General features: G+C 70.4%; 20 protein-coding genes, 1 tRNA gene and 2 pseudogenes. 16 read left to right on the forward strand and 7 right to left on the reverse strand.

Annotation, left to right across the window (positions count from 1 at the left end; genetic code table 11):
- Positions 1-185: 185 nt before the first annotated feature.
- Positions 186-650 (forward strand): NPCBM/NEW2 domain-containing protein, encoded by a 465-nt coding sequence (locus tag ABGB18_RS00005; RefSeq protein ID WP_347693149.1) that lies wholly within the window; start codon positions 186-188, stop codon positions 648-650.
- An 11-nt stretch (positions 651-661) separates the two neighbouring features.
- On the opposite strand, the gene ABGB18_RS00010 is transcribed toward ABGB18_RS00005, so the two are convergent.
- Entirely contained in the window at positions 662-1339 is a 678-nt protein-coding gene (locus ABGB18_RS00010; protein ID WP_347693150.1) for a VC0807 family protein, read from the reverse strand.
- The gene (locus tag ABGB18_RS00015; protein ID WP_347693151.1) at positions 1336-1887 is read right to left on the reverse strand and encodes a TetR/AcrR family transcriptional regulator; all 552 of its coding nucleotides are present in this window, start codon (positions 1885-1887) and stop codon (positions 1336-1338) included. Before ABGB18_RS00015 ends, ABGB18_RS00010 begins: the two co-directional genes overlap by 4 nt.
- A 199-nt stretch (positions 1888-2086) precedes the next feature.
- On the opposite strand from ABGB18_RS00015, the gene ABGB18_RS00020 reads away from it, so the two are divergent.
- From ABGB18_RS00020 to ABGB18_RS00045, 6 genes are all read left to right on the forward strand, one after another.
- Positions 2087-2611: a MauE/DoxX family redox-associated membrane protein gene (locus ABGB18_RS00020; protein WP_347693152.1), complete on the forward strand. Its 525-nt coding sequence runs from the start codon at positions 2087-2089 to the stop codon at positions 2609-2611.
- The gene (locus tag ABGB18_RS00025) at positions 2608-3366 is read left to right on the forward strand and encodes a thioredoxin domain-containing protein (RefSeq protein ID WP_347693153.1); all 759 of its coding nucleotides are present in this window, start codon (positions 2608-2610) and stop codon (positions 3364-3366) included. Before ABGB18_RS00020 ends, ABGB18_RS00025 begins: the two co-directional genes overlap by 4 nt.
- A 26-nt stretch (positions 3367-3392) precedes the next feature.
- Positions 3393-4733 carry a prolipoprotein diacylglyceryl transferase gene (gene lgt / locus ABGB18_RS00030; protein ID WP_347693154.1) on the forward strand — a complete coding sequence of 447 codons (1341 nt, stop codon included), beginning with the start codon at positions 3393-3395 and terminating at the stop codon, positions 4731-4733.
- Positions 4730-5434 (forward strand): VIT1/CCC1 transporter family protein, encoded by a 705-nt coding sequence (locus ABGB18_RS00035; protein ID WP_347693155.1) that lies wholly within the window; start codon positions 4730-4732, stop codon positions 5432-5434. Before lgt ends, ABGB18_RS00035 begins: the two co-directional genes overlap by 4 nt.
- A gap of 917 nt (positions 5435-6351) precedes the next feature.
- Positions 6352-7092: a hypothetical protein gene (locus tag ABGB18_RS00040; RefSeq protein ID WP_347693156.1), complete on the forward strand. Its 741-nt coding sequence runs from the start codon at positions 6352-6354 to the stop codon at positions 7090-7092.
- A gap of 351 nt (positions 7093-7443) precedes the next feature.
- Positions 7444-8028, forward strand: a complete 585-nt coding sequence (locus tag ABGB18_RS00045) for a hypothetical protein (protein WP_347693157.1) — start codon at positions 7444-7446, stop codon at positions 8026-8028.
- Between the two features lie 137 nt (positions 8029-8165).
- Here ABGB18_RS00045 and ABGB18_RS00050 read toward each other — a convergent pair whose 3' ends face one another.
- Entirely contained in the window at positions 8166-9710 is a 1545-nt protein-coding gene (locus ABGB18_RS00050) for a bis-aminopropyl spermidine synthase family protein (RefSeq protein ID WP_347693158.1), read from the reverse strand.
- Between the two features lie 578 nt (positions 9711-10288).
- Between ABGB18_RS00050 and gltB the strand changes: the two genes are divergently transcribed.
- The 6 genes from gltB (at position 10289) to pyk (ending at position 20495) form a co-directional block, all read left to right on the forward strand.
- Positions 10289-14794, forward strand: coding sequence for a glutamate synthase large subunit (gene gltB / locus ABGB18_RS00055; protein ID WP_347693159.1), 4506 nt, complete (start codon positions 10289-10291; stop codon positions 14792-14794).
- Between the two features lie 77 nt (positions 14795-14871).
- Positions 14872-16350 (forward strand): glutamate synthase subunit beta, encoded by a 1479-nt coding sequence (locus ABGB18_RS00060; RefSeq protein WP_347693160.1) that lies wholly within the window; start codon positions 14872-14874, stop codon positions 16348-16350.
- Positions 16347-16652, forward strand: a complete 306-nt coding sequence (locus ABGB18_RS00065; RefSeq protein ID WP_347693161.1) for an aldo/keto reductase — start codon at positions 16347-16349, stop codon at positions 16650-16652. The genes ABGB18_RS00060 and ABGB18_RS00065 overlap by 4 nt, the downstream gene beginning before the upstream one ends.
- A gap of 206 nt (positions 16653-16858) precedes the next feature.
- On the forward strand, positions 16859-18682 hold the full coding sequence (locus ABGB18_RS00070; RefSeq protein ID WP_347693162.1) for a S8 family serine peptidase: 1824 nt from the start codon (positions 16859-16861) through the stop codon (positions 18680-18682).
- Positions 18679-19029, forward strand: a complete 351-nt coding sequence (locus tag ABGB18_RS00075) for a DUF2784 domain-containing protein (RefSeq protein WP_347693163.1) — start codon at positions 18679-18681, stop codon at positions 19027-19029. Before ABGB18_RS00070 ends, ABGB18_RS00075 begins: the two co-directional genes overlap by 4 nt.
- Positions 19030-19064: 35 nt before the next feature.
- Complete coding sequence (gene pyk, locus ABGB18_RS00080) at positions 19065-20495, forward strand: pyruvate kinase (RefSeq protein ID WP_347693164.1); 1431 nt, start codon at positions 19065-19067, stop codon at positions 20493-20495.
- Between the two features lie 232 nt (positions 20496-20727).
- Here pyk and dapD read toward each other — a convergent pair whose 3' ends face one another.
- From dapD to ABGB18_RS00095, 3 genes and pseudogenes are all read right to left on the reverse strand, one after another.
- Positions 20728-21690 (reverse strand): 2,3,4,5-tetrahydropyridine-2,6-dicarboxylate N-succinyltransferase, encoded by a 963-nt coding sequence (gene dapD / locus ABGB18_RS00085; protein ID WP_347693165.1) that lies wholly within the window; start codon positions 21688-21690, stop codon positions 20728-20730.
- A gap of 24 nt (positions 21691-21714) precedes the next feature.
- Positions 21715-22137: a pyridoxamine 5'-phosphate oxidase family protein gene (locus ABGB18_RS00090; RefSeq protein WP_347693166.1), complete on the reverse strand. Its 423-nt coding sequence runs from the start codon at positions 22135-22137 to the stop codon at positions 21715-21717.
- A 125-nt stretch (positions 22138-22262) separates the two neighbouring features.
- A pseudogene (locus ABGB18_RS00095) lies at positions 22263-23065 on the reverse strand (LysR family transcriptional regulator).
- A 37-nt stretch (positions 23066-23102) separates the two neighbouring features.
- On the opposite strand from ABGB18_RS00095, the pseudogene ABGB18_RS00100 reads away from it, so the two are divergent.
- A pseudogene (locus tag ABGB18_RS00100) lies at positions 23103-23342 on the forward strand (SDR family NAD(P)-dependent oxidoreductase); the annotation flags it as partial.
- A gap of 39 nt (positions 23343-23381) precedes the next feature.
- Here the strand turns inward: ABGB18_RS00100 and ABGB18_RS00105 are convergent.
- Positions 23382-23467 (reverse strand) — tRNA-Leu (locus ABGB18_RS00105).
- A gap of 109 nt (positions 23468-23576) precedes the next feature.
- On the opposite strand from ABGB18_RS00105, the gene ABGB18_RS00110 reads away from it, so the two are divergent.
- Positions 23577-24161: a response regulator gene (locus ABGB18_RS00110; protein ID WP_347693167.1), complete on the forward strand. Its 585-nt coding sequence runs from the start codon at positions 23577-23579 to the stop codon at positions 24159-24161.
- A gap of 151 nt (positions 24162-24312) precedes the next feature.
- Positions 24313-24660 (forward strand): hypothetical protein, encoded by a 348-nt coding sequence (locus ABGB18_RS00115; protein WP_347693168.1) that lies wholly within the window; start codon positions 24313-24315, stop codon positions 24658-24660.
- Positions 24661-24762 lie beyond the last annotated feature (102 nt).

Raw genomic sequence — 24762 nt, forward strand, 5'->3', positions numbered from 1 at the left:
CGACCACCCGGCAGGGGCACGGTCTTTCGTCAGGACTCGATGTCCAGGAGCCGAAAGTGCTCACCTGCCGGCAGCCACTACCCACTACGGAGTCTGCCGGATGGCTTACTCCCAACACTCATTAGGACCCCAATGCGTCCGAGACGGTCGGCGACGTCGCCAGGTCGCTGACCGCGAGCGCGAGCGTGCGGACGCTCCCGCCACCGCCCGCGGCCGACGCCTTCGCCGGCGACCTGGAGTGGGTGAGCGCCGGCAACGGGTGGGGGCCGGTCGAGCGCGACCGATCCAACGGCGACATCGGCCCCGCCGACGGCGGGCCGATCGTCATCGGCGGGCGGACGTTCGCCAAGGGGCTTGGCACGCACGCGCCCGCCAAAGTGCGTTATTACCTTGGCGGGCGGTGTACGGCGTTCACGGCCTTCGTCGGGGTTGACGACGTGCAGGCGTCGCGGGGATCGGTGCGGTTCGGCGTGGTGGCCGACGGCGTCGAGCGGACCCGCAGCCCGGTGCTGGAGCCCGGCGATCCGGCGTACGAGCTGGGGGCCGAGCTGTCGGCGGCCCGCTACGTGGACCTCGTGGTGGACGACGGGGGTGACGGCAACGGCAACGACCACGCGGACTGGGGCGAGGCCCGGTTCAGGTGCGGCTGAGCCGCGGCGGGTCACGTGCCGCTGGGTTCCGGCTGGCCGGGCTGGGGTTGCCGGAGAGGGGCGTACAGCTTGGAGTAGCGGTTGAAGAGGCCGGTGGGCACCAGGTAGATGTTGATGGCGACCTGCATCAGCACCAGCCAGACCACATACTGGGCGGCGTTGATCCCCGGCACGGCGTCCACCGGCAGGGTGTAGGCGATCACGACCCGCACGGCGGCGTCCACCAGCTCACCGATGCCGTACATGACGGTCACCACCCGCCAGATCCGTCGGAAGGCGGGCAACCGCTCCCACAGCACGTCCCACGACTCCCGGTTCGGCCCGACCCGCCCTTCCAGCAGGAACCGGGTGAACACGAACGCCAGCGGCCTGTCCCCGCGCGCGCCGGCCAGGAACCACAGGCCCGCCACGCCCATGAACCAGCCGTCCTTGGCCAGCAGGAACCTGGTGTCGTGGATGAGCAGCGACACCACGGCGCTGGCCAGCATCATCGTGGTCATGTACATGCCCAGGCGGTCGGGCCTGCGGCGGCGTACGAGGTCGGAGACGACGCTGATGCCCGGGACGACCGAGCAGACCAGCAGCGCCGTGTGGAACTCGACGCCGACGGCGCGTAAGAGGTAGTAGATGGCGATCGGGATGCCGATGTCCACCAGGAGGGTGAGCAGCCCCCGCAGACGCGCGCTCATGCCCGGATCGCCCGGCTGAACAGCGCCGCCAGCTCGTCCGCGTAGGTGGCCAGGTCGGCCTCCGGGTCGCCCTCCAGCAGGAACGGCAGGCCGTCCAGCGAGCGCTGGATCGCCATCGCCACCACCCGGACGTCGAACTCGCCGAACTCGCCGGCCTCCTGCCCCCAGGACAGCAGGCGCTCCAGGTGGGAGAACGACGAGACATCGACGGCCGCCTCCCGCGCCGTGGTGCCGCCCTCGGGCTGGAAGTTCAGGAAGATCTCGGTGGCGGCGCGCATCTCGCCACGGTGCGCGCCCATGTACTCCACCAGGGAGCGGATGTAGGCGTCCAGCGCGGCGCGTGGGGTGCTCTGCGCGCCCACCCGCTCGCCCATGAAGGCCGCCAGGTCCCCGTAGATGGTGCTCATCACCTGGCCGATCAGATCGTCCTTGCCGTCGAAGTGGTACGAGATCAGGCGCGTGCTGCTGAGCCCGGCGCGCTCGGCGATCCGGGCGAAGGAGGCCTGGTGGAAACCGAGCTCGGCGATGGTCGCGATGGTGGCGGTCACGATCTGTGCCCTTCTGACGGAGGTCGTGAGGGAGTCTTCCCGTCTTACTGGCATGAGTAATTTTTAACTCATCCAAGTAAATTAGGCAACAGCGCAGGTCAGCGGGTAGAAATTGGGCTTAGCTGATGCTTATCTCCGGCATGGTCGGATGGGATCCCGGTACTGTGCGCATCGGAGCGCGGAGACAGGGGAGATGACCATGGACGCGGCACTGCCGTCACGTAACGTACGATGGGCGATACCCTGGGTGTCGACCGTCGCCCGGCTGGTGCTGGGCGGAGTGCTGATCGCGGCCGGCGCGCTCAAGATCGGCAACCCGGCCGACTCCGTCGTGGCGGTCAAGGCTTACCAGTTGCTGCCCGAGTCGATCGCCGTCACGGTGGGCTACGCCCTGCCGATCCTGGAGATCGTCGTCGGCGTGCTGCTGGTCGTCGGCCTGATGACCAGGGTGGCCGCAGTGATCGCGGGGCTGCTCATGTTCGGGTTCGTGTTCGGCATCGGCTGGGCATGGGCGCACGGGCTGCGGATCGACTGCGGGTGCTTCGGCGGCGGTGGCCAGTTGGGGGTGGGGCAGGAGCCGGCGTACGCGCTCGACATCCTGCGCGACTTCGGCCTCGTGCTGCTGGGCGCCTGGATTGTGCGTGTCCCGCCGGGCCGCTTCGCGCTCGACGGTGCCCTCGGCCTGGGGGGCGACAGCGGAGTTAAGGGGGAGGACGACTCATGAGCAAGGGCCAGCGCACGCAGACCAAGTCCGCGCGCGAGAAGATCAAGGAACAGCAGGCCGCCGCCCGGATGCGGGACCGGCGCAAGCGCGTGGCGACCTACGCGACGGCGGGCGCCGTCGCCGTCGCCGCGGTCGGGGGCGGCTGGTGGTACGCGGTCAGCACCTCGCGTTCGGAGGAGGCCGCCGGCGCGATCGCGCCCGTCTCCGTGCAGTCCGACGGCAGCGTGGTGATGGCCAAGCAGGGGGTCACGCAGCCCGTCGTCGACATCTACGAGGACTTCCAGTGCCCGGCCTGCAAGGAGTTGGAGCGGGTCAGCGGCCAGACCTTCAAGAACATCGCCGCCGAGGGCAAGGCCAAGGTGGTCTACCACCCCATCACGATCTTCTCGCAGGAGCCGACGAAGTCGAACTCCGTGCGGGCGGGGGGCGCCGCCCGGTGCATCGCGGACGGCAAGCAGTGGCTGGCCTTCCACGATCTCCTGTTCAAGAACCAGCCGTCCGAGACGTCGCCGGGCTTCCAGCCCAACCAGCTCGTGGAGTGGGGCAAGCAGGCCGGCGTGACCGCGCCGGGCTTCGAGCAGTGCGTCACCTCGGGGAAGAACGCCCAGGCGCAGCTCTCGTACAGTCAGAAGGTTCTGGCCGCGCAGAAGATCCAGGCTACGCCGACGGTGAAGCTGAACGGCACAGAGATAGACAATCAGGCTCTCTTCAGCCCGCAGCAACTTCGCGATGCGATTACGGAGGCGGCTAAGTAGGCTCGGTTCCGCTACCCTCACCTGACATGCCCCTTGCCTCGATTCCCAGCCCTTCCCAGGGGGTCTGGTATCTCGGAATCATCCCGATCCGGGCTTATGCGCTATGCATCGTGCTCGGCGTCATCGTCGCCGTCTGGCTGAGCGAGCGCCGCTGGCGCGCCCGCGGTGGCCAGAAGGGGACGATCATTGACATCGCGGTCCCCGCGGTGATCTTCGGCCTCATCGGCGGTCGTCTCTACCACGTCATCACCGACTGGCAGACCTACTTCGGCAGCCGCGCCGTCAAGGAGCCCTACCAGGCGTTGTTCATCTGGGAGGGCGGCCTCGGCATCTGGGGTGCCGTCGCGCTCGGCGGCGTCGGTGTCTGGTGGGCCGCGCGCGGGCGTGGCCTGTCCATGACCGCCATCGCCGATACGGTCGCGCCCGGCATCGCCTTCGCACAGGCCATCGGCCGCTGGGGCAACTGGTTCAACCAGGAGCTCTACGGCGGGCCGACCACGCTGCCGTGGGGCCTGGAGATCGACGTGGACCACGGGGGAGAGCCCGGCGTGCTCTACCACCCGACGTTCCTGTACGAGTCGCTGTGGGACGTGGCGCTCGGCTTCGTGCTCATCTTCGCGGGCAGGCGCTTCGCGCTGCGGCACGGGCGATTGTTCGCCCTCTACGTCGCCGGTTACACCCTCGGCCGCTTCTGGATCGAGGGGCTGCGCATCGACCCGGTGGGCGGCGTGGACCATGCGGTGATCTTCCTGGGGCTGCGGATCAACCAGTGGACGTCGCTCGTGCTGTTCGCGGGGGCGCTGGTCTATCTGTGGGCGACCAGGAACAAGGACTCGGAGGAGGTCGTGCTGCCGGCGACGGCCGCGGACGCGGATCCGGCGCATGCGGCCGGGCAGGCGGACGGCGGGGATGCCGAGCGGCGGGACGAGGACACGGGCGAGACCCCCGAAGGGGGCACTCCCGGCAAACGGGGCGACGAACCGGAGGCCGGGGACACGCCGGACGGCGACGGCACGGACGAGAGCGGCCCGCAGCAGGGTAGCCCGGAGAAGGGTGGCCCGGAGCAGGGTGGCCCGGGCCCGGGCACCGCGGACGAGCCCGCCCAGGACGGGGACCCGGAGATCGCAGGGCCCGCTGAGGACGCTCCCAAGGCCGAGGACGGTCCCAGGGCTGAGGGCGGTTCCGCAGTCACGGCCGAGGACGGTCCCAAGGCCGCGGACGGCCTGAGCGGCACGTCCGAGGACCTTTCCAAGGGTGCCGGTCGTTCCCCTGGGACGGCAGAGGAGGGCCCTGAGGGGGAGGAGGGTCGCGCGGAGGCCGCGGCTCCCGACGTCGACGCCGTCACGAAGGAGAAGAACTCCCGATGAGCAGCCGCGCGGAGAGCCACCACCAGCATCGCGATGTCACCGGAGGCTGGCTGCGGCCCTCGGTGTTCGGCGCGATGGACGGCCTGGTGTCGAACTTCGCGCTCATCGCGGGTGTCGCTGGCGGCACCGCCAACACCAGGGTCATCGCCCTCGGTGGTGTCGCCGGGCTCGCCGCCGGGGCGCTGTCCATGGCGGGCGGCGAATACGTCTCGGTGGCCAGCCAGCGCGAGCTGGCCCAGGCCGAGATCGACGTCGAACGGCGCGAGCTGGCCCGGCATCCCGACGACGAGCGGGCGGAGCTGGCGCAGAGCTTCGTCGACCAGGGCGTGACGCCGGAGCTGGCCGACGAGGTGGCCCGGCAGATCTCCCAGCACCCCGAGCGGGCGCTGGACGTGCACACCCGGGCCGAGCTCGGGATCACTCCCGGTGAGCTGCCCTCGCCGATGGTGGCCGCGGTGTCGTCGTTCCTGTCGTTCAGCGTGGGGGCGTTGTTGCCGTTGCTGCCGTACCTGCTGGGGGCCGAGGATCTGATGGTGTCTGCGGTGGTGTCGTGCGTGGCGCTGTTCGCGGCGGGTGCGGCGGTGTCCGCTATCACGGCGCGTAGCTGGTGGTATTCGGGGCTGCGCCAGTTCCTGGTCGGGGCGGTGGCCGCCGGGGTCACCTTCGGCGTCGGCAACATGATCGGGGTGGCTGGGCTGTGATGGCCCGCAGAAGAGCGGCGCCCGGATCCCGGGGCGGCCGGTCCGGCGGCGGCAACCCGGACGGCCAGGGCTCCCCCCGCGACAGTCACCCGACCCCGGGCACGGATGGCGGCGGCCGGCCCGCGTTTGGCACCGGTGGTGACCGGCGGTCTGCTTCTGGTACTGATGCTGCTGGTTGGCCTGCTGCTGGTGCTGACGGGCGGCGGTCCGCGTCCGGCACTGACAGTGCTGGTTGGCCTGCGGCGGGCGGGACTGACGGTGCCGCCGCGGGCGGGCAGGGTGGTGGTCGCCCGGTGCCCAACGAGAGCGGAGCCCGGTCAGCGGGCCGCGGCAGGCGTGGCCGATCGGCGAATACGTCGAGCGGTGGTTGGCCGGCGGGTGGTGGTCCGGCGGAGAGTCCTTCGAGCGGTGGTTGGCCGGCGGGTGGTGGTCCGGCGGAGAGTCCTTCGAGCGGTGGTTGGCCGGCGGGTGGTGGTCCGGCGGAGAGTCCTTCGAGTGGCGGCTGGGCGGCGGGTGGCGGTTCGAGAGGCAGCCATGCGAGTGGCGGTCCGAGGGGCGGCCACGCGGATGGCCGTCCGAGGGGCAGCCACGCGGGGGGCGGTTCGGCGGCGGGCGATTCGGGTGGAGGCCGGGTCGCCAGGAAAGCCGGTGGTCGTCGGGCTCATGGGACCGTCGGTGGAGGTCTGGCCGGTGGGAACGCCGGAGGCGGTTGGCCCGGTGGAGGCGCCGGTGGGGATTGGGCAGATGGGAAGGCCGGTGGCGATTGGGCCGCTGGGAGCGTCGATGACGGGGCGGCCGAGCGGGCGGGCGAGGGTCATTCCGCCGGTGGCGCGGATGGTGGTGGCCGGTCGGCGGGGGTGACCCGGAAGCGGCGCCGTACTCCACCATCGGATTGGCAGTTCCCCCTGCTCACGGGCATGGGGATGCGGCCGGAGCAGCAGAAGCTGCTGGTCATCGCCGCCACGGTCGTGGGCGCGCTGGCCGGGATGGTCGGCCTGTTCGTGGCGATCAACTCCATCGCCGGCTACTCACCCGAACAGCAGGCCAGCGCCGCCATACTGGGCCCCGACACCACAGTGCCCGAGGTCTTCCACGGGTGGGCTTCGCCCAAGCTGTTCGACCCCATCGCGGATCGGGCCAAGGACAAGCGGGCGCTGACCGAGAAGGAGGTGTTCGGTGAGAGCGAGCTGCCGGTTGCCAAGAAACTCAAGCTCAAACTGGTCGCCAAGCAACTCGACTCCGACTGCTCGACGGCGCTGCGGGGTGCGGCCCTTCTCGAACAGGTGGCCGACGCCGGTTGCTCCCAGGCCGCCCGCGGCCTCTATGCCAGCTCCGACGGCCGTTACGTCGGCCAGTACACGCTACTCAATCTCAAGGACGGCCAGTCAGCCACTGAACTGGTCGAGTCATTGAAGGCTATTTACCGAGGAGGATGGGCCAACCCCCTGTCCTCGCCCAAGGCCGTATTCCCCGCGGGCGGTCACTCCGAGGCCGGCGGCTACGCCCTCGGCCACTACGTCGGCCTGGTCTGGCTCGGCAAGGTGGACGGCTCGGAGCCCACCGCCAAGGACGACTTCGTCTCGCTCACCCTGGCGCTGCGCGGGGCCGAGAAGGCCGTCTACCGCCGCGTCGTCTCGATCACGGGACCGACCTCCTGATGCGGCCAACCCGAACACCGGTCTTTTCGATGCCCGCAACCGGAACAACCGCCCTTCTGGAGGGTTCGCGAGGTACTGCGCCGGTGCCGGTGTGGGGTTGGGTGATGACGATGGTGTTGCCGCCGGACCGGGCTGCCGTGCCGGTGTTCGGGCGGGTGGGTCGGCTGGTGTTGATCGGGCCGTTGGGGTGGTGCTCGGTCGGGTTGGTGGGCTGGCGCCCGGGCGGGTCGCTGGGTCGGTGTTCGGTCGCGGTGGTGGGTTGGGGTTCGGGGGGCTTGTCGTGTTGGTGGCTGGGTGGGGTGCTTGGGTCTGGGGCGGTCGAGGGGCTGCGGTGGGGGAGCCGGTCTCGTGATGTCCCGTCGTGTGGTCATCCCCGTTGTGATCGTCGTTGTCGTGATCATCGCCGCCGGGTGGTTGTGGCTGAGTCGGGAGAAGCCTCGCCCTGGTGTCTTCCGCGCCGAGCCCACCTCCGCCTTCTACGCGCCCATCGACTCCCGGCAGAAGGACTCGGCCCCGCTGACCCTCCAAGAGGTCTTCACCTCGGCCGTCCAGACGGTGGGCGCCATGCGGTTGGAGGGCAAGCAGCAGTTCACCGACTGCGACGAAGTGCTCTGGGGCGCCTCGGCTGAAGGGTGCACGCAGGCGTTGCAGGCCACGTACAAGGGGGGTGGGATGGCGGGGCAGTTCGTCATCTTCAACCTGAGCGACGGGCGTGCCGCCGACGCACTGGTGAAGGCGCTGGGCGAGGACGGGTTCGTACGGCAGGACGTGGCGTTCGAGGCCGCCGGGAGTCGTGCTCAGGCGCGGGCGATGGGGCATTACGTGACGGTGAGCTGGGCCGGTGGGTCCGCTTCCGCGCAGGATCTGATCAACGCCCTGGTCAAGCTGGATGGTCTCGGGCGCGTGGTCCAGAGCCGCATCATCGCCGCCATCTGACCTAGCCCTCGGCCTTGTCTGATCTGGTCGCTTCGCCGCGAATGGGCCTCAGCCCTCTTCGGATCCGCCCTTACTGGCGCCTCGCCGGGCTTCGTCCTCATCATCTGTCGCGCCTGGGCTGTGATGAGGAGGGTGGGTCAGGTGGTTGTGGTCAGGGCTGAGACCGTGGTGGAGACCGCTTGGGGGAGGGCGGACAGGAGGTGGAGAGGGGCCTCCAGAGGGGTCAGGTCATCCGACCAGGGGGCGGCCTCCCGGATGAGGATGCGGGCCTCGTTCTTGGTCAGGGTTGAGCCCTGGGCGCGGGCGATCGCGATGAGGGCCTCGCGCCAGGTGTTGGCCAGCTTGGCGTGCCCGTTGTCCAGGATCCTGCGCAGCACCGAGGCGGCCTCGCCTTCGGGCTGCGGGAGGCGCACGGCGTCGAGCGTCCCGTCGGTGGTGGTCAGGTCGTAGACGGTGGACAGCACGTCGGGTGGGGGCGGGAGGTCGGGGCCGAGGATGCGTACGCGGGTGGCGCGGGTGGCCAGAAGGAGCCGGGGGAGGGCGGCCGCCAGGGCCGGGGGGAGGGCCACGGCGACGTTTTCCGGGGAGGCGGCGTACGGTTTGGCGAGCCAGGTGGAGAGTTTGACCCGGGGCTGAGTGAGATCCTTCGGCCAGTCGCCGACCAGGAGGTCCGGGGCGAAGTCGGCCGGCGGGCCGGTGGGTTGCGGGGGTGTGGGTTCGGTGGTTTCGACTGACTGGGGGCCCTGGGTGTAGATCGCGGTGGTCTGGCGGCTCAGCCGGGACGCGACGGCCGGGCGGGACTTGGTGGTGGGGCGGAGGATGTACAGGTCGGCGGCGGAGCCGATGGCCTCTGCGCCAAAGTATCGGTTGAAGTCGGGATATATGGCCTCGTAGGTGAGGTTGAGATCCGACAGTGCCTGCTGGACCTTGAAGGCCAGCATGGGCGTGCGTTCGCTGGCTCCGTACGCGAGCAACACCCGGCCGTCCTCCCGCAGGCCCTCCACGGCGCGTGCGACGAACAGGCCCGTGCCCTCCGGTGTGTACGGCGGGTCGGTGAGCGCCAGGTCGTGGCCCTTCGCCGACGGGGGGAGGCCGAGCCGCAGGTCGGCCCAGCGGGTGCGGACGCCGAGCCGCTGGGCGTCGATGTAGGCGAGGATGCGCTCGTCGATGTCGACCACCGTGACGTCGGTCTCGGGATGGATCAGCTTGACCGCCAGCGAGGTCAGGTCGTGGTCGCCGACGCACAGGAGCCGGGCGCCGGGGAGCCAGAAGCGGGTGCCGAGCAGCAACGCCCGCCTGAGGACCGTCTCGGGTGTGGCCGAGACGTGGTCGAGGACGTGGCGGGGCCGGGGGGCCTCGGCGATGAGGGTGGTCAGGCGGTCGAGTGCTTGCCGGTAGTGGGGGAGCAGGTGGGCGACCGGGTCTTCCGGGGGCGGGGCCAGGGCCAGGAGGTCCTGGTAGGCGGCGGTGTCGGTCAGAGGCACTCGGAACGTGTCTCCGGCGCGCTCCAGGGGGAGCTCGCGGAGCAGGGCCTCGATGGTGCGCCTGGAGGTGGCGGTCTCCCTGATGACGCTCGCCAGGGTCCACCATTGGCCGTCGCAGAGGAGAGTCAGGGCGTGCCTGAGCCGCCTGCTGTCCGTCCCGGCCTCGCCCAGCAGCCGTTCTACCCCGTCACGGTCCATGGGGGCAACCTTATCGATCGCCCAGACCCCTTCCGGCCTGGCGCTTCGACCGCCCCCCGGCAGCCAGTGCGTCCAGATCACCGACGGCGCCTGCCGTGCGGCTAGGGACCCGTGACGCACGGGGGTGGTGGGGATGGGATCAATGACGACCGGGGCGGTGCGGTTGGGGATCCGGAGGACTGGGGGGTGGTGGGCTCGGGGGGTGTGAGGGGATGGGGATGGTCCGTGGGGAAGCCGGGGCAGTGGGAGAGGGGCAGAGGAGGGGTCGGCGGGATTGGTCGGTGGGTGGGGTAGGGAGCGATTCCGGGGGTGGGGGAGGCGGTGGGGTGAGGGATCGGGCAGGGGAATCGCTTACGGTGGCGCATATCGTTGGTGAAATCTGGGAATTTTGAAGGGCTACCTGGGGGTTTGGGATAGCGAGTTCGGATGTCGGTGTCGGGTCGAATGTTCGCAATGCGGACGTGGCGGGCACCATTCCGGCAGGGTGCGGTAACCTCTACCCACGGTATGCAGCAGGGCCAACGTCGTCCCCGCCTGTAGTGCAGTTCAGACAGACGAAAGACGACGGGAGGGATTCAATGCCTGCTGCCCACCTCGGGTTCCCCGAGCCTCAGGGCCTGTACCACCCCGCCAACGAGCACGATGCCTGCGGTGTCGCCATGGTTGCCGACGTCGCGGGGCGTCGCGGGCATGGGATCGTGGTCAAGGCGCTGACGGCGCTGAACAACCTTGATCATCGGGGGGCCAAGGGTAGCGAGCCGGACACCGGTGACGGCGCCGGGATCCTGACGCAGATCCCCGATGAGTTCTATCGCGCGAACGTGCCGTTCGCGCTCCCCGGCAACGGCCGGTACGCCACCGGCATCGCCTTCCTGCCCTTCGACGAGCAGGCCAGGGGCATCGCCACCGGCCTGATCGAGGAGATCGCGGCCGAGGAGGGCCTGACCGTGCTCGGCTGGCGGGAGCTGCCCGTCGACCGAACGCTTCCCGGACCGAGCGCCCGCGCCGTCATGCCGCACTTCGCCCAGCTCTTCGTGGCCGGTCAGGACGGCGCGGAGGGGATGGAGCTCGACCGGCTGGCGTTCTGCCTGCGCAAGCGGGCCGAGCACGAGGCGGACGTGTATTTCCCCTCGCTGTCCGCGCGCACGATCGTCTACAAGGGCATGCTCACCCCCGACCAGGTCGAGCCGTTCTTCCCCGACCTGAGCGACGAGCGCTACGAGACCGCGATCGCGCTGGTGCACTCGCGCTTCTCCACCAACACCTTCCCGAGCTGGCCGCTGGCCCACCCCTACCGCTTCATCGCCCACAACGGCGAGATCAACACGGTCAAGGGCAACCGCAACTGGATGCGGGCTCGCGAGGCGATGCTGAAGTCCGCCCACATTCCGGGCGATATTTCACGACTTTTCCCCATCTGTGACCCGGAGGGCAGCGACACCGCCAGCTTCGACGAGGCCCTCGAGCTGCTCCACATCGGCGGCCGGAGCCTCCCCCACGCCGTCCTGATGATGATCCCGGAGGCGTGGGAGAACCACACCGAGATGGACCCGGCCCGCCGGGCCTTCTACGAGTTCCACTCCACGCTGATGGAGGCCTGGGACGGCCCGGCGTCGATCACGTTCACCGACGGCACGCTCGCCGGCGCCGTGCTCGACCGCAACGGGCTGCGCCCGGGACGGTTCTGGGTGACCGCCGACGGCCTGGTCGTGCTGGCCTCCGAGGCGGGTGTCCTCGACTTCAAGCCCGAGGACGTGGTCAGGAAGGGCCGCCTGCAGCCGGGCCGGATGTTCCTCATCGACACCGCCCGCGGCAAGATCATCGAGGACGACGAGATCAAGGCCGAGCTCGCCGCCGAGCTCCCGTACGCCGACTGGCTGCACGCCGGACTCGTCAGGTTCGAGGAGCTGCCCGCCCGGCAGCGCGAGATCCCCACCCACGAGGCGCTCGTCAAGCGGCAGCAGACCTTCGGCTACACCGAGGAGGAGCTGCGCGTCATCCTGTCGCCGATGGCCAGGACCGGTGCCGAGCCGATCGGCTCCATGGGCACCGACACCCCCGTCGCCGTGCTGAGCGAGCGGCCGCGACTGCTGTTCGACTACTTCACGCAGCTCTTCGCGCAGGTCACGAACCCGCCGCTGGACGCCATCCGGGAGGAGCTGGTCACCTCGCTGGCCAGCACCATCGGGCCGGAGGGCAACCTGCTCGACCCGGGGCCGTCGTCGTGCCGCCAGCTCGTGCTGCCGTACCCGGTGATCGACAATGACGAGCTCGCCAAGATCATCCACATCAACGACGAGCACGACCTGCCCGGGTTCCACCCGTACGTCATCAGCGGCCTGTACGAGGTCGCGGGCGGCGGCGAGGCCCTGCTGCACCGGCTGGAGGAGATCAGGGCGGAGGCGTCCAGGGCGATCGCCGACGGCGCCCGGATCATCGTGCTGACCGACCGCGGCTCCTCCGACGCGCTGGCCCCGATCCCGTCGCTGCTGCTCACCGGCGCCGTGCACCACCACCTGATCCAGGAGAAGACCCGGACCAAGATCGGCCTGGTCATCGAGACCGCCGAGGCCCGCGAGTGCCACCACATGGCGCTGCTGATCGGCTACGGCGCCGCCGCGATCAACCCCTACCTCGCCATCGAGACCGTCGAGGACCTGGTCGACACCGGTGCCCTGCAGCTCGACAAGCGCAAGGCCGTGCGCAACCTGATCAAGGCGTACGGCAAGGGCGTCATCAAGGTCATGTCCAAGATGGGCGTGTCCACCGTGGCCTCCTACACCGGCGCGCAGATCTTCGAGGCGCTCGGCCTGGGCGCGGAGGTCATCGACGCCTGCTTCACCGGCACCACCTCGCGCCTCGGCGGCGTCGGGTTCGACGTGCTGGCCAAGGAGGTCGAGCAGCGCCACCGGCACGCCTACCCGCGGGTGGAGAACGCCCACCGCAGGCTCCAGGTCGGCGGCGAGTACCAGTGGCGGCGCGAGGGCGAGCCGCACCTGTTCAACCCCGACACGGTCTTCAAGCTGCAGCACGCCACCAGGACCCGCCGCTACGAGATCTACAAGGAGTACACGCGGCTCGTCGACTCCCAGGCGGAGCGGCTGATGACCCTGCGCGGCCTGTTCAAGCTGCGCAAGGGCGACCCCGTCCCGATCGAGGAAGTCGAGCCCGTCGAGAACATCGTCAAGCGCTTCTCCACCGGCGCGATGTCGTACGGCTCGATCTCGATGGAGGCGCACGAGACGCTCGCCATCGCGATGAACCGGCTCGGCGGCAAGTCCAACACCGGCGAGGGCGGCGAGGACCCCGAGCGCCTGTACGACCCGGTGCGGCGCAGCGCCATCAAGCAGGTCGCCTCCGGCCGGTTCGGCGTCACCTCCGAATACCTGGTGAACGCCGCCGACCTGCAGATCAAGATGGCCCAGGGCGCCAAGCCCGGCGAGGGCGGCCAGCTCCCCGGCCACAAGGTCTACCCGTGGATCGCCAAGACCCGGCACTCCACGCCCGGCGTCGGTCTCATCTCGCCGCCGCCGCACCACGACATCTACTCGATCGAGGACCTGGCCCAGCTCATCCACGACCTGAAGAACTCCAACCCGGAGTCCAGGGTCCACGTGAAGCTGGTCGCCGAGGTCGGCGTCGGCACGGTCGCCGCGGGCGTGTCGAAGGCGCACGCCGACGTGGTGCTCATCTCCGGGCACGACGGCGGCACCGGCGCGTCACCTCTGACGAGTCTCAAGCACGCGGGCGCGCCGTGGGAGCTCGGCCTGGCCGAGACCCAGCAGACCCTGCTGCTGAACGGACTGCGCGACCGCATCGTCGTCCAGGTCGACGGCCAGCTCAAGACCGGCCGTGACGTGGTCATCGCCGCGCTGCTCGGCGCCGAGGAGTTCGGCTTCGCCACCGCGCCCCTCGTGGTCAGCGGCTGCGTCATGATGCGGGTCTGCCACCTCGACACCTGCCCCGTGGGCGTGGCCACGCAGAACCCCGAGCTGCGCAAGCGGTTCACCGGCAAGCCGGAGTTCGTGGTCAACTTCTTCGAGTTCGTCGCCGAGGAGATCCGCGAATACCTGGCCGAGCTGGGCTTCCGCTCGCTCGACGAGGCGATCGGGCACGTCGAGATGCTCGACACGACGGCGGCCGAGGACCACTGGAAGGCCAGCGGGCTCAACCTGTCGCCGATCCTGCACCGGCCGGAGCTGCCCGCGGGCACGGCGATGCACCGCATCGTCGAGCAGGACCACGGGCTCCAGCACGCGCTGGACAACACGCTGATCCAGCTCGCCGAGGGCGCGATCAAGGAGGGCACCCCGGTCACGCTGGAGCTGCCCATCCGCAACGTCAACCGTACGGTCGGCACCATGCTCGGCTACCAGGTCACCAAGCGGTACGGTGGCGAGGGCCTGCCCGACAACACCATCGACATCGGGTTCACCGGCTCGGCGGGCAACTCGTTCGGCGCGTTCGTGCCGCGCGGGATCACGCTGAGGCTGACCGGCGACGCCAACGACTATCTCGGCAAGGGCCTGTCCGGCGGGCGGATCACCGTCCGGCCGCACGACGAGGCCCCGCTCGACGGCCACATCATCTCCGGAAACGTCGCCCTGTACGGCGCCACCTCCGGCGAGGTGTTCATCCGCGGTGTCGTCGGCGAGCGGTTCTGCGTGCGCAACTCCGGCGCCACGGCGGTCGTCGAGGGGGTGGGCGACCACGGCTGCGAGTACATGACCGGCGGCCGGGCCGTCGTCCTCGGGCCCACCGGGCGCAACTTCGCGGCCGGCATGTCGGGCGGCATCGCGTACCTGCTGGATGTCAAGCCCGAGCGGGTCAACCGCGGGATGGTCGCCATCGAGCCGCTCACCGAGGAGGACACCGAGTTCCTCAAGGAGACGGTCGAGAAGCACTTCGCGGAGACCGGCTCGCCGGTCGCCAAGCAGCTGCTGGCCGGGTGGGACGCGGCGGTCGGCAGGTTCGGCAAGATCATGCCGACGGACTACAAGAGGGTGCTGGCGGCCGCCGAGGCCGCCCGCATCGAGGGCAGGGACGTCGACGAGGCGGTCATGGCCGCCGCGGTGCAGTCATGACCCGCCGTGACGAGCCACGCCGTGACGGCGGGCTGTTCAGGTCAGAGCACGTTCGGAGCTAAGGGAGGCGTACACCGATGGCTGACCCCAAGGGTTTTCTCACGCATGACCGGGAGCTGCCCGCGCGCCGCCCCGTGGACGTCCGCATCAGCGACTGGCGCGAGGTCTACCAGGACTTCGCGCCGGAGAAGCTGACCAAGCAGGCCGCCCGCTGCATGGACTGCGGCATCCCGTTCTGCCACAACGGCTGCCCGCTGGGCAACCTCATCCCCGAGTGGAACGACCTCGTCTTCCGCCACGACTGGCGGGAGGCGATCGAGCGGCTGCACGCCACGAACAACTTCCCGGAGTTCACCGGCCGGCTCTGCCCGGCTCCGTGCGAGGCGGCGTGCGTGCTCGGCATCAACTCCGACCCGGTGGCGATCAAGCGGGTCGAGGTCGAGATCATCGACCGGGCGTTCGCCGAGGGCTGGGTCACCCCGCAGCCCCCGGCCGCCAGGACCGGCAAGCGGGTGGCGATCATCGGCTCGGGTCCCGCCGGCCTGGCCGCCGCCCAGCAGCTCACCAGGGCCGGGCACGACGTGGTGGTGTACGAGCGGGCCGACCGGATCGGCGGCCTGCTGCGCTACGGCATCCCCGAGTTCAAGATGGAGAAGCGCCACATCGAACGCCGCCTGGCGCAGATGCGGGCCGAGGGCACCGAGTTCCGCACCGGCGTGAACGTCGGCGTCGACATCACCGCTGCCGAGCTGCGCACGCAGTTCGACGCCGTGGTGCTGGCCGGCGGCGCCACCCAGTGGCGGGACCTGCCGGTGCCCGGGCGCGAGCTCAAGGGCGTCTACCAGGCCATGGAATACCTGCCATTGTCCAACAAGGTCCAGGAGGGCGACCTCGCCGTCTCGCCCGTCTCGGCCGAGGGCAGGCACGTGGTGGTGATCGGCGGCGGTGACACCGGGGCCGACTGCATCGGCACGGCGATCCGGCAGGGCGCGCTGTCCGTCACCCAGCTTGAGATCATGCCGCGGCCGCCCGAGTCCAGGCCCGGCAGCCAGCCGTGGCCGACCTACCCCATGCTGTTCAAGATGGAGAGCGCGCACGAGGAGCTCGCCGACGGCGGGGGAGACCGGATCTACGCGGTCTCCACCACGGAGTTCGTGGGCGACGCCGACGGCAACGTGCGGGCGCTGCGGCTGGTCGAGGTGGAGGGGCCGCAGAGCGGCTTCAAGCCTGTTCCGGGCACCGAGCGGGAGATCCCGGCCGAGCTGGTCACCCTGTCGATGGGCTTCCTCGGCCCGGAGAAGGGCGACCTGCTGCAGGACCTGGCCGAGGTCGCCGGAGACGGCTTCTACGACGCCCGGGGCAACGTCGCCCGTGACAAGACGTTCATGTCCAAGGTGGAGGGCGTCTTCGTGGCCGGTGACATGGGGCGCGGGCAGTCGCTCATCGTGTGGGCCATCGCCGAGGGGCGGGCCGCCGCCTCGGGCGTGGACCGGTTCCTGACCGGGGAGACGGCGCTGCCGTACCCGATCCTGCCGACCGCGCGGCCGCTCGTGTGAGGTCGGCGCCGCTGACCCGGCGCCTTCCGGGGCCGGGTCAGCGGTCGCGGACGACGCCGTCGCAGGTCGCGCTGGCCTGGACGACGCTCAACCCCGGCGTGACGGCCCCCATCGTGGGCGCGCGGACCCTGAGGCAGCTAGAGGACAATCTGGGGGCCCTGGACCTGCGGTTCAGCGATGAGCAGCGGGCCGTGCTGGCCGAGGCGAGCGGGATCGAGCTGGGCTTCCCGCACGACTTCCTGGCCCGCCCGATGCCCCGCCAGGTCATCCTGGGCGGCGTCACCATCGAGCCCCGCCACTGACAGCCCTCCGGCGGCGGTGTGCGGCCCCGGCGACGGGCTTCGGCACGCCGGTGACCGGCCTCTGGCGGGGCCGTCTGGCCGTTGGATCACGCCGGAACTAAGGTCCGCTTCACCCGGTCATCGACCGAAATTTCACTACTAAGTTGCATCACGTGTTTACTGTCGGGAAGATGCAAGTTCTGCGGTAGGTCGGTGGAGGGGGAAACATGCGGCGGGTCGCCTCTGCCTTGACAGCGCTCGCCGTTCTCGGCGCGCTCGGTGCCTGCACACCGGAGAGCGCGTCCGAACCCAGGGCCACGGCCTCGGTCCGGAAGCCCGCCGCCGCCCAGCAGGGCGAATACCTGGTCTTCTACGCGAACGGTCACCACGGCGACGCCCTGCGGGCCGTCGAACAGGCCGGCGGCACCCCGGCGGGCGAGGACGCCCGGCTCGGCTACCTGATGGCGAACGCGGGCGCCTCCTTCATCGACCGCCTGGACCCGGGCCAGGCCATCGTCGGGGTCTCCCAGGACCGCGAGATCGGCCACGCGCCGCCCACCCCGGCCGCGCCCCCCAGCTCGGCCAGGCCCCCCGCCGCCCGCCGTTCCGGCTCCGCGACCTCCGCGACCTCCGCGGACCACCGCGCCGACGCCGGTATCGACGCCGACCGCGGTGCCGGTGCCGGTGCCGAAGCTGACCGCGGTGCCGGTGCCGACCGCCGTACCAGCGCCATGGCCCCGCGGACGGCGGCGTTCCCCGACGCGCGGTCGTTCACCAAGAGCTCCGGCGAGCCGCTCGCCGGGCGTCAGTGGGACATGCGCATGATCGGCGCCGACCGCGCGCACGCGAAGGTGCCCGGCTCCCGGCAGGTCCTGGTCGGCGTCATCGACACCGGGATCGACGGCAAGCACCCCGACATCGCCCCCAACTTCAACCGGGAGCTCAGCCGCAACTTCGTCACCGACAAGCCCAGGGACGAGTTCGGCGACGAACTCGACGGCCCCTGCGAGGCGGCGCTCTGCAAGGACCCCGTGGACGAGGACGACGACGGCCACGGCACGCACGTGGCCAGCACCATCGCCTCCCCGATCAACGGCGTCGGCATCGCGGGCGTCGCGCCCGGCGTACAGATCGTGAACATCAGGGCAGGCCAGGACTCCGGCTTCTTCTTCCTCAAGCCCAGCCTCGACGCCCTCACCTACGCCGCCGACATCGGCGTGGACGTGGTGAACATGAGCTACTTCGTCGACCCCTGGCTGTTCAACTGCGCCGACAACAAGGCCGACGACAAGAAGGAGCGGCTCGAACAGCGGGCCATCATCACCGGCATGCAGCGGGCCCTCGACTACGCCCGCCAGCGCGACGTCACCCTCATCACCGCCCTCGGCAACGGCTCCACCGACCTCGGCCACCCCAAGGTCGACCAGCAGAGCCCCGGCTACCCGCAGGGCAGCGAGAAGGAGCGCTCGGTCGACAACCACTGCCTCAACGTCCCCGCCGAGTCGCAGGGCGTCATCTCCGTCGCGGCCGTCGGCCCCTCCGGGCGCAAGGCCGTCTACAGCGACTACGGCGTCGAGCAGGCCGACCTCGCCGCTCCCGGCGGTGACGTGCTCGACGGCAAGGGCTCCAAGGCCACCAGGTCGATCCTGGCCGCCGCCCCGGAGCGCGTACTGCGTGCCGCGGGCCGCATAGACGCCAGGGGCAACCCCAGGGGCCCGGACGTGGTCAAGGACTGCACCGGCGGCTCCTGCTCCTACTACCAGTACCTGGACGGCACCTCCATGGCCGCGCCGCACGCCACCGGCGTCGCCGCCCTCCTCATCAGCCGTTTCGGCAAGCCCGGCAAGGGCGGCCTCGACCTCGCTCCGGCCACCGTCGAGGACCTGCTCTACAAGACGGCCACCCCCAAGGGCTGCCCGTCGCCCCGCCAGTTCGCCTACCACGTGGCCGGCGGGGACGCGGTCCACGTCTGCGAGGGCGAGCCGTCCCGCAACGGTTTCTACGGCCACGGCATTGTGGACGCCTGGAAGGCGGCTACCTTCGAACCATGATGTATCGCCTCCTCGCCGACGCGGCGATGGTGGCGCATTTCACATTTCTCCTCTACCTGGCCCTGGGCGGGTTCGTCGCGTGGCGCTGGCGGCGGACGATCTGGGCCCACCTTCCCGTCGTCGGCTGGGGCATCTTCTCGATCGTCACCGGTGTCGAGTGCCCGCTGACCCTCGCCGAGGACTGGGGCCGCCGATATGCGGGCATGGAGGGACTGCCGCCCAGCGGCTTCATCGACCACTACATCGAGGGCGTGATCTACCCGGAGGAGTACACGAACTTGGCGCGTCTGGGGGTCGCCGTTCTCGTACTGTTCTCCTACGTCGGGTACGTTCTCCGTCGTCAATGACTGCCAAGTGGTCTGTACCAATTAAGGTAGGACTCGTGACTCGTCGTGCGAAAATCGTCTGCACTCTAGGCCCCGCCACATCCTCCAAGGAACGCCTGCGCGAGCTGATCGCCGCCGGCATGGACGTGGCACGGTTCAACCTCAGCCATGGCAATCATGACATGCACAGAGAGGTCTATGACCGGGTCAGGGAGGTGGCGGCCGACCTCGGCCGCGGCGTAGGCGTGCTCGCTGACCTGCAAGGTCCCAAGATCCGGGTCGGCACGTTCGAGGAGGGCCCGGTCCGGCTGGGGTTCGGCGACGTGTTCGCGATCACCGCCGAGGACGTGCCGGGCGACCGCGAGCAGGTCTCGACCACCTACAAGGGCCTGCCCAACGACGTCCGGGCCGGCGACACGATCCTGGTCGACGACGGCCGCCTCGTCCTGGAGGTCAACCGCGTCGAGGCCGACCGCGTCATCACCCGCGTCGTCATCGGCGGCATGATCTCCGACAACAAGGGCCTCAACCTGCCGGGCGTCAACGTCAGCGCCCCCGCGCTGACCGACAAGGACGAGGCCGACCTGCGCTGGGCGCTGCGCACCGGCTTCGACATGATCGCTCTGTCGTTCGTGCGCCGTCCGTCCGACGCCGACGTGGTGCGCAACATCATGGAGCAGGAGGCCGTGCGCCTGCCGCTGCTCGCCAAGATCGAGAAGCCGCAGGCCGTCGACCGCCTGCCCGAGATCGTCGAGGCCTTCGACGGCATCATGGTCGCCCGCGGCGACCTGGGCGTGGAGCTGCCGCTGGAGGACGTACCGATCGTGCAGCGGCGCATCATCGAGCTGTGCCGCGAGAAGGCCCGCCCGGTCATCGTCGCCACCCAGATGCTCGACTCCATGATGAACTCCCCGCGTCCCACCCGGGCCGAGACCTCCGACGTGGCCTACGCGGTCATGGACGGCGCCGACGCCGTCATGCTGTCGGGCGAGACCTCCGTCGGCAACTACCCGATCGAGGCCGTGTCCACGATGGACCGCATCGCCTGCGCGGCCGAGAAGTCCTCCCTGCAGGCCACGCACACGCTGGGGCGCCTGCCCGAGACCACCGGCGGCGCGATCGCGCGGGCGGCGGCCGAGGTGGGGGCCATCGTGGGGGCCAAGGCGCTGATCGCGTTCACGATGTCGGGGGAGACGGCGCGCCGTCTGGCCCGCTACCGCTCGCCGATCCCGCTGATGGCGTTCACGTCCGCGCCGCACGTGCGCGGGCAGTTGTCGCTGACATGGGGGGTGGAGACGTTCCACGTGCCGTTCGTGCATCACACGGATGACATGGTGCGGCAGGTCGAGGCGTCGCTGCTGGCCCTGGGGCAACTGGAGAAGGGCGACAAGGTCGTCATCGTGGCCGGCTCCCCTCCCGGCACCCCCGGCTCCACCAACGCCCTCCGCGTCCACACGATCGGCTCCGCCGTATCACATACACACTGATCCGTTACGCTGCGCCGTGGCCTGCCACTCGCCGTAGCGGGCTGATGGCCCTCCAGGAAACGGCCGCTGACCCTTCACCGGCGGCCCGCCGTTACGGAGCGCCCTGTGGGCCCCCTACGTGGTTGGACGTGGGCCCGTCACGGTGGCGGGCCCAGGTCGGCTGGGTGGCTCGCTGAGGGCGTTTTATCCCCAAAGGGCGGGTGCTCTCAAGGGGCCCCGCCCGGGCGGGGTGTCAGTTGGCGTGGAGGGCGGCGTTGAGCTCTATGGTGGTGCCCTGGCGGGGGACTGCCTCCACCGCGCCCGACTGGGAGTTCCTGCGGAGCAGGATGCCGTTCGAGCCGGACAGTTCGGCCGCCTTGACCACCGTGCCGTCGGGGAGGGCGACCTTGGTGCCCGCCGTCACGTAGAGGCCCGCCTCCACCACGCAGTCGTCGCCCAGCGAGATGCCGATGCCGGCGTTGGCGCCCAGCAGGCAGCGCTCGCCGATCGAGATGACCTGCTTGCCGCCGCCCGACAGGGTGCCCATGATCGAGGCGCCGCCGCCCACGTCGGAGCCGTCGCCGACCACGACCCCGGCCGAGACCCGGCCCTCGATCATGGAGGCGCCCAGGGTGCCGGCGTTGAAGTTGACGAAGCCCTCGTGCATGACCGTGGTGCCGCTGGCCAGGTGGGCGCCGAGGCGTACGCGGTCGGCGTCGGCGATGCGGACGCCGGACGGCAGCACGTAGTCCACCATTCGCGGGAACTTGTCCACCCCGTAGACCGTCACCGCGCCCCGCGCCCGCAACCGCAGGCGCGCCCGCTCGAAGTCGGGGACCGGGCACGGGCCGAAGTTGGTCCACACGACGTTGGCCAGCAGGCCGAAGACGCCGTCCAGGTTGACGCCGTGCGGCCGGACCAGGCGGCTGGAGATCAGGTGCAGCCGCAGGTAGACGTCGTGGGCGTCCACCGGGGCCTCCGAGAGCTTGGCGATGCCGGTGCGCACCGCCACCACCTCGACGCCCCGCGCCCCGTCGGGCCCCGTCAGCTCGGCCAGCTCGCCGGCGTCGTCAGCGGAGAGGCGCGCGGTGCCCGTGGCGGGCGCTTCGCCCAACTCCGGGGCGGGGAACCAGGTGTCGAGGACGGTGCCGTCGGCGGCGATGGTCGCGAGGCCGACGCCGAACGCGCCGGTCGAGGTGGGATCGATTGCAGTCACGGGCCAAAAATACCGGTTCGAAGCTCAGCCCAGGGCGCCCAGGTCGGCCGACAGCCAATGCTCAGGGCGCATGCGGAACGTCACGAGCACGTTGAGGTCCGAGCCCTGCACGTAGCCCGCCACGGCGTCGGGCGGCAGGTAGCGGGACGAGATGCGGGTCAGCTCCTCCAGCGTCGTGGGCCCGGACCACGCGACCCTGCCCTCCACCGACACGTACCGGTAGGTCGGGCTCGCCCGCTGCACCAGCATCGTGAACCGGCCCACCTTCGAGATCAGCCGCGCCTTGCGCGAGTCGCCCTCGGTCAGGAACCGGATCTCGCCGCCTGGGGTGTAGTCGTACCAGACGGGCACGCTCAACGGCGCCCGGCCGTCGCCGGCCTCCACGGCCAGGCTCGCGATGTGCGGCTCCGCCAGGAATGCCTCCCGGTCCGCCACGCTCAACGGCATTGCGCCCCACCCCCGTCTTCGTCTATCTGATGACGGATATGCCCGGTGGACGGGCTTCCCAAAGCTCATCTGCCCCTTTGCCACCAATTGTCGAGCCTGTCGCGGCCGCCTCGGGTGTCGCCGCATCACCCCGCCGGGCACGGACCCGGCGCGTACGCCGGCCGCTCAGCGAGCGTCGTCGCCGTGCGCACGAACGCCGCCAGCGCCCGCGACCGCGTCCCCGCCGGCCAGGCCAGCACCACCGTCGTCGGTGCCGCGTCCAGGACCGGCACGCACACGAGATCGCGCCGGACGTGCTCCCTGACCGACTCCGGCACCACCGCGACCAGCCGCCCCAGCGCCGCCAACTGCATCAACGTCGCCGGATCGCTGATCTCCCCGTGCTGCTCCGGCCAGCAGGGCGCCGGGCCGGCCGCCAGATCGGCCCGGTGGACGAAGGCCCGCCCGGCCAGCGGGTCGCCTGCTGCATGATCGCCACGCTGCCCTCGACCCGCAGCGGCTGGCTGTCGAATCCGGTGAGGTCCTCGTACGGGCAGTGCAGGAACGCCACGTCCGCCGTGCCCTCACGCACCAGCCGGGCCCGCTCCGTCACCGCGCACAGCACCAGATCCACCTCCACCGCGTCCGGGTGGCCGCGGTAGGCCGCGAGGAGGTCCGGCAGCAGCCCCCCGTCGCCGCCCGGCTTCAGCGCCACCACCAAGCGCGGCTCGGTGCGGCCGGCCCGCTGGGTGCGGATCCGCGCGACGGCCACGGCGTCCAGCACCTTGGCCGCCTCCCTGGCCAGCACCTCGCCCGCGGGGGTCAGCGAGATCCTCGGCCCCGACCGGTCGAACAGCGTGACCCCGAGCCGCCGCTCCAGCTTCTGGATCGCCCTCGACAGCGGCGGCTGCGCGATGCCGAGCCGCTCGGCCGCCCGCCCGAAGTGCAGCTCCGCCGCGACGGCGGCGAAGTAGGCGGCCTATCCGCCCGCCAAGACCGCGCTCAACGCCCTCACCGTCCAGTACGCCAAGGAACTGCGCAAGGACGGCATCCTCGTCAACGCAGCCGCCCCCGGGGCCTGCGCCACCGACTTCACCAAGGACCTGCCGTTCGAGATCACGCGCACCGCGGCGCAGGGCGCGGCCATCGTCATCGAGCTGGCGCTGCTCGGCCCCGACGGGCCCACGGGAGGGTTCTTCGACGACGCCGGGCCGGTGCCCTGGTGACCGCCGTCAGCGGCTGTCGCGGAAGGTCAGGGCGGTGGGTGGTGCCGGAAGCGGGATTCGAACCCGCACGCCCTCTCGAGCAGACGCTTTTGAGGCGTCCATGTCTGCCATTCCATCATTCCGGCCGAAATATCCGGATTTGTCCGGACCTACGCCGCACCCTACCACCGAAGTTGATCAGTTGCCGGGCGCCAGCGTGGCTCTAATGTACCGGACGTCTGTACTCTTCTGCTCGTGAGTACGCAGCGGCGAGTAGTGATCGCGGAAGACGAGGCCCTGATCCGCCTCGACCTCAAGGAGATGCTCCAGGAGGACGGCTACGTCGTCGTGGGCGAAGCTGGTGACGGGGAGCAGGCGATCCGGCTGGCCGCCGAAATGCGCCCCGATCTTGTCATCCTGGACGTGAAGATGCCCGTGCTCGACGGCATCTCGGCGGCCGAGCGCATCGTGGCCGAGCGGATCGCCCCGTGCCTCATCCTCACCGCCTTCTCCCAGCGGGACCTGGTCGAGCGGGCCAGGGACGCGGGGGCGATGGCCTACCTGGTCAAGCCGTTCACGAAGGCGGACCTGGTGCCGGCCATCGAGATGGCGGTGAGCAGGCACGAGGAGATGGTGGCGCTGGCCGCCGAGGTGTCCAGCCTGTCGGAGCGGCTGGAGACCAGGAAGCTGGTCGAGCGGGCCAAGGGACAGTTGATGACGCGGCACGGCTGGAGCGAGCCGCAGGCGTTCCGGTGGATCCAGAAGGCCTCCATGGACCGCCGGTTGAGCATGCGGGAGGTTGCTCAGATCGTTATAGACGACGCGGCCGAGCGGAGCTGAGAGGTCCTCTATCAGGTGATCCGGCCCGGTGGGTTGTGGTGTGGTCACGAGTGGGCATCCAACCGGCTTCGGTCGCTTTCGTGGAGGGCGTCCCGGCGCGTAACTGATGGGCGGACGGAAGGTCCGCTCATCTCGAACGGAGACGCTCTCGATGATCCGCATTTGCCTGGCGGAGTACACGTACGCGGCCGAGTCGTACGACGCCGCCATGCTGATCGCGCTGGCCGCCGAGGCGGCCGGGGACGACGCGGGGACGAGCATCGCGGCGCGGCTGGTGGCGACCAGCAAGACCGGCGAGAAGTGCACGGCATTCCGGGAGTGCGCGGCGCCGCTGAAGGCGGGCAAGGACATCGACTACGAGGGCGTCAGCGGCCCGGTCGAGTTCAACGACGCGGGCGATCCGTCGATCGCGACGATCGGCGTCTATCAGTACGGCGCCGACAACAAGTTCAACGCCGCCAAGGCGCTTGAATACCGCAAGGGCAACATCGCCGGTTAAGTCCCAGCCCTTATCCCATACCCCGGATTTCGGTCCCGAATCGGACCAATTTCGGTTCGGGCAGGGCCGCTAGTTGCTGAGACCGTAACTCTCGTGAAACAA

The organism is Nonomuraea sp. B12E4, assembly GCF_039871825.1.
Lineage (GTDB): Bacteria > Actinomycetota > Actinomycetes > Streptosporangiales > Streptosporangiaceae > Nonomuraea.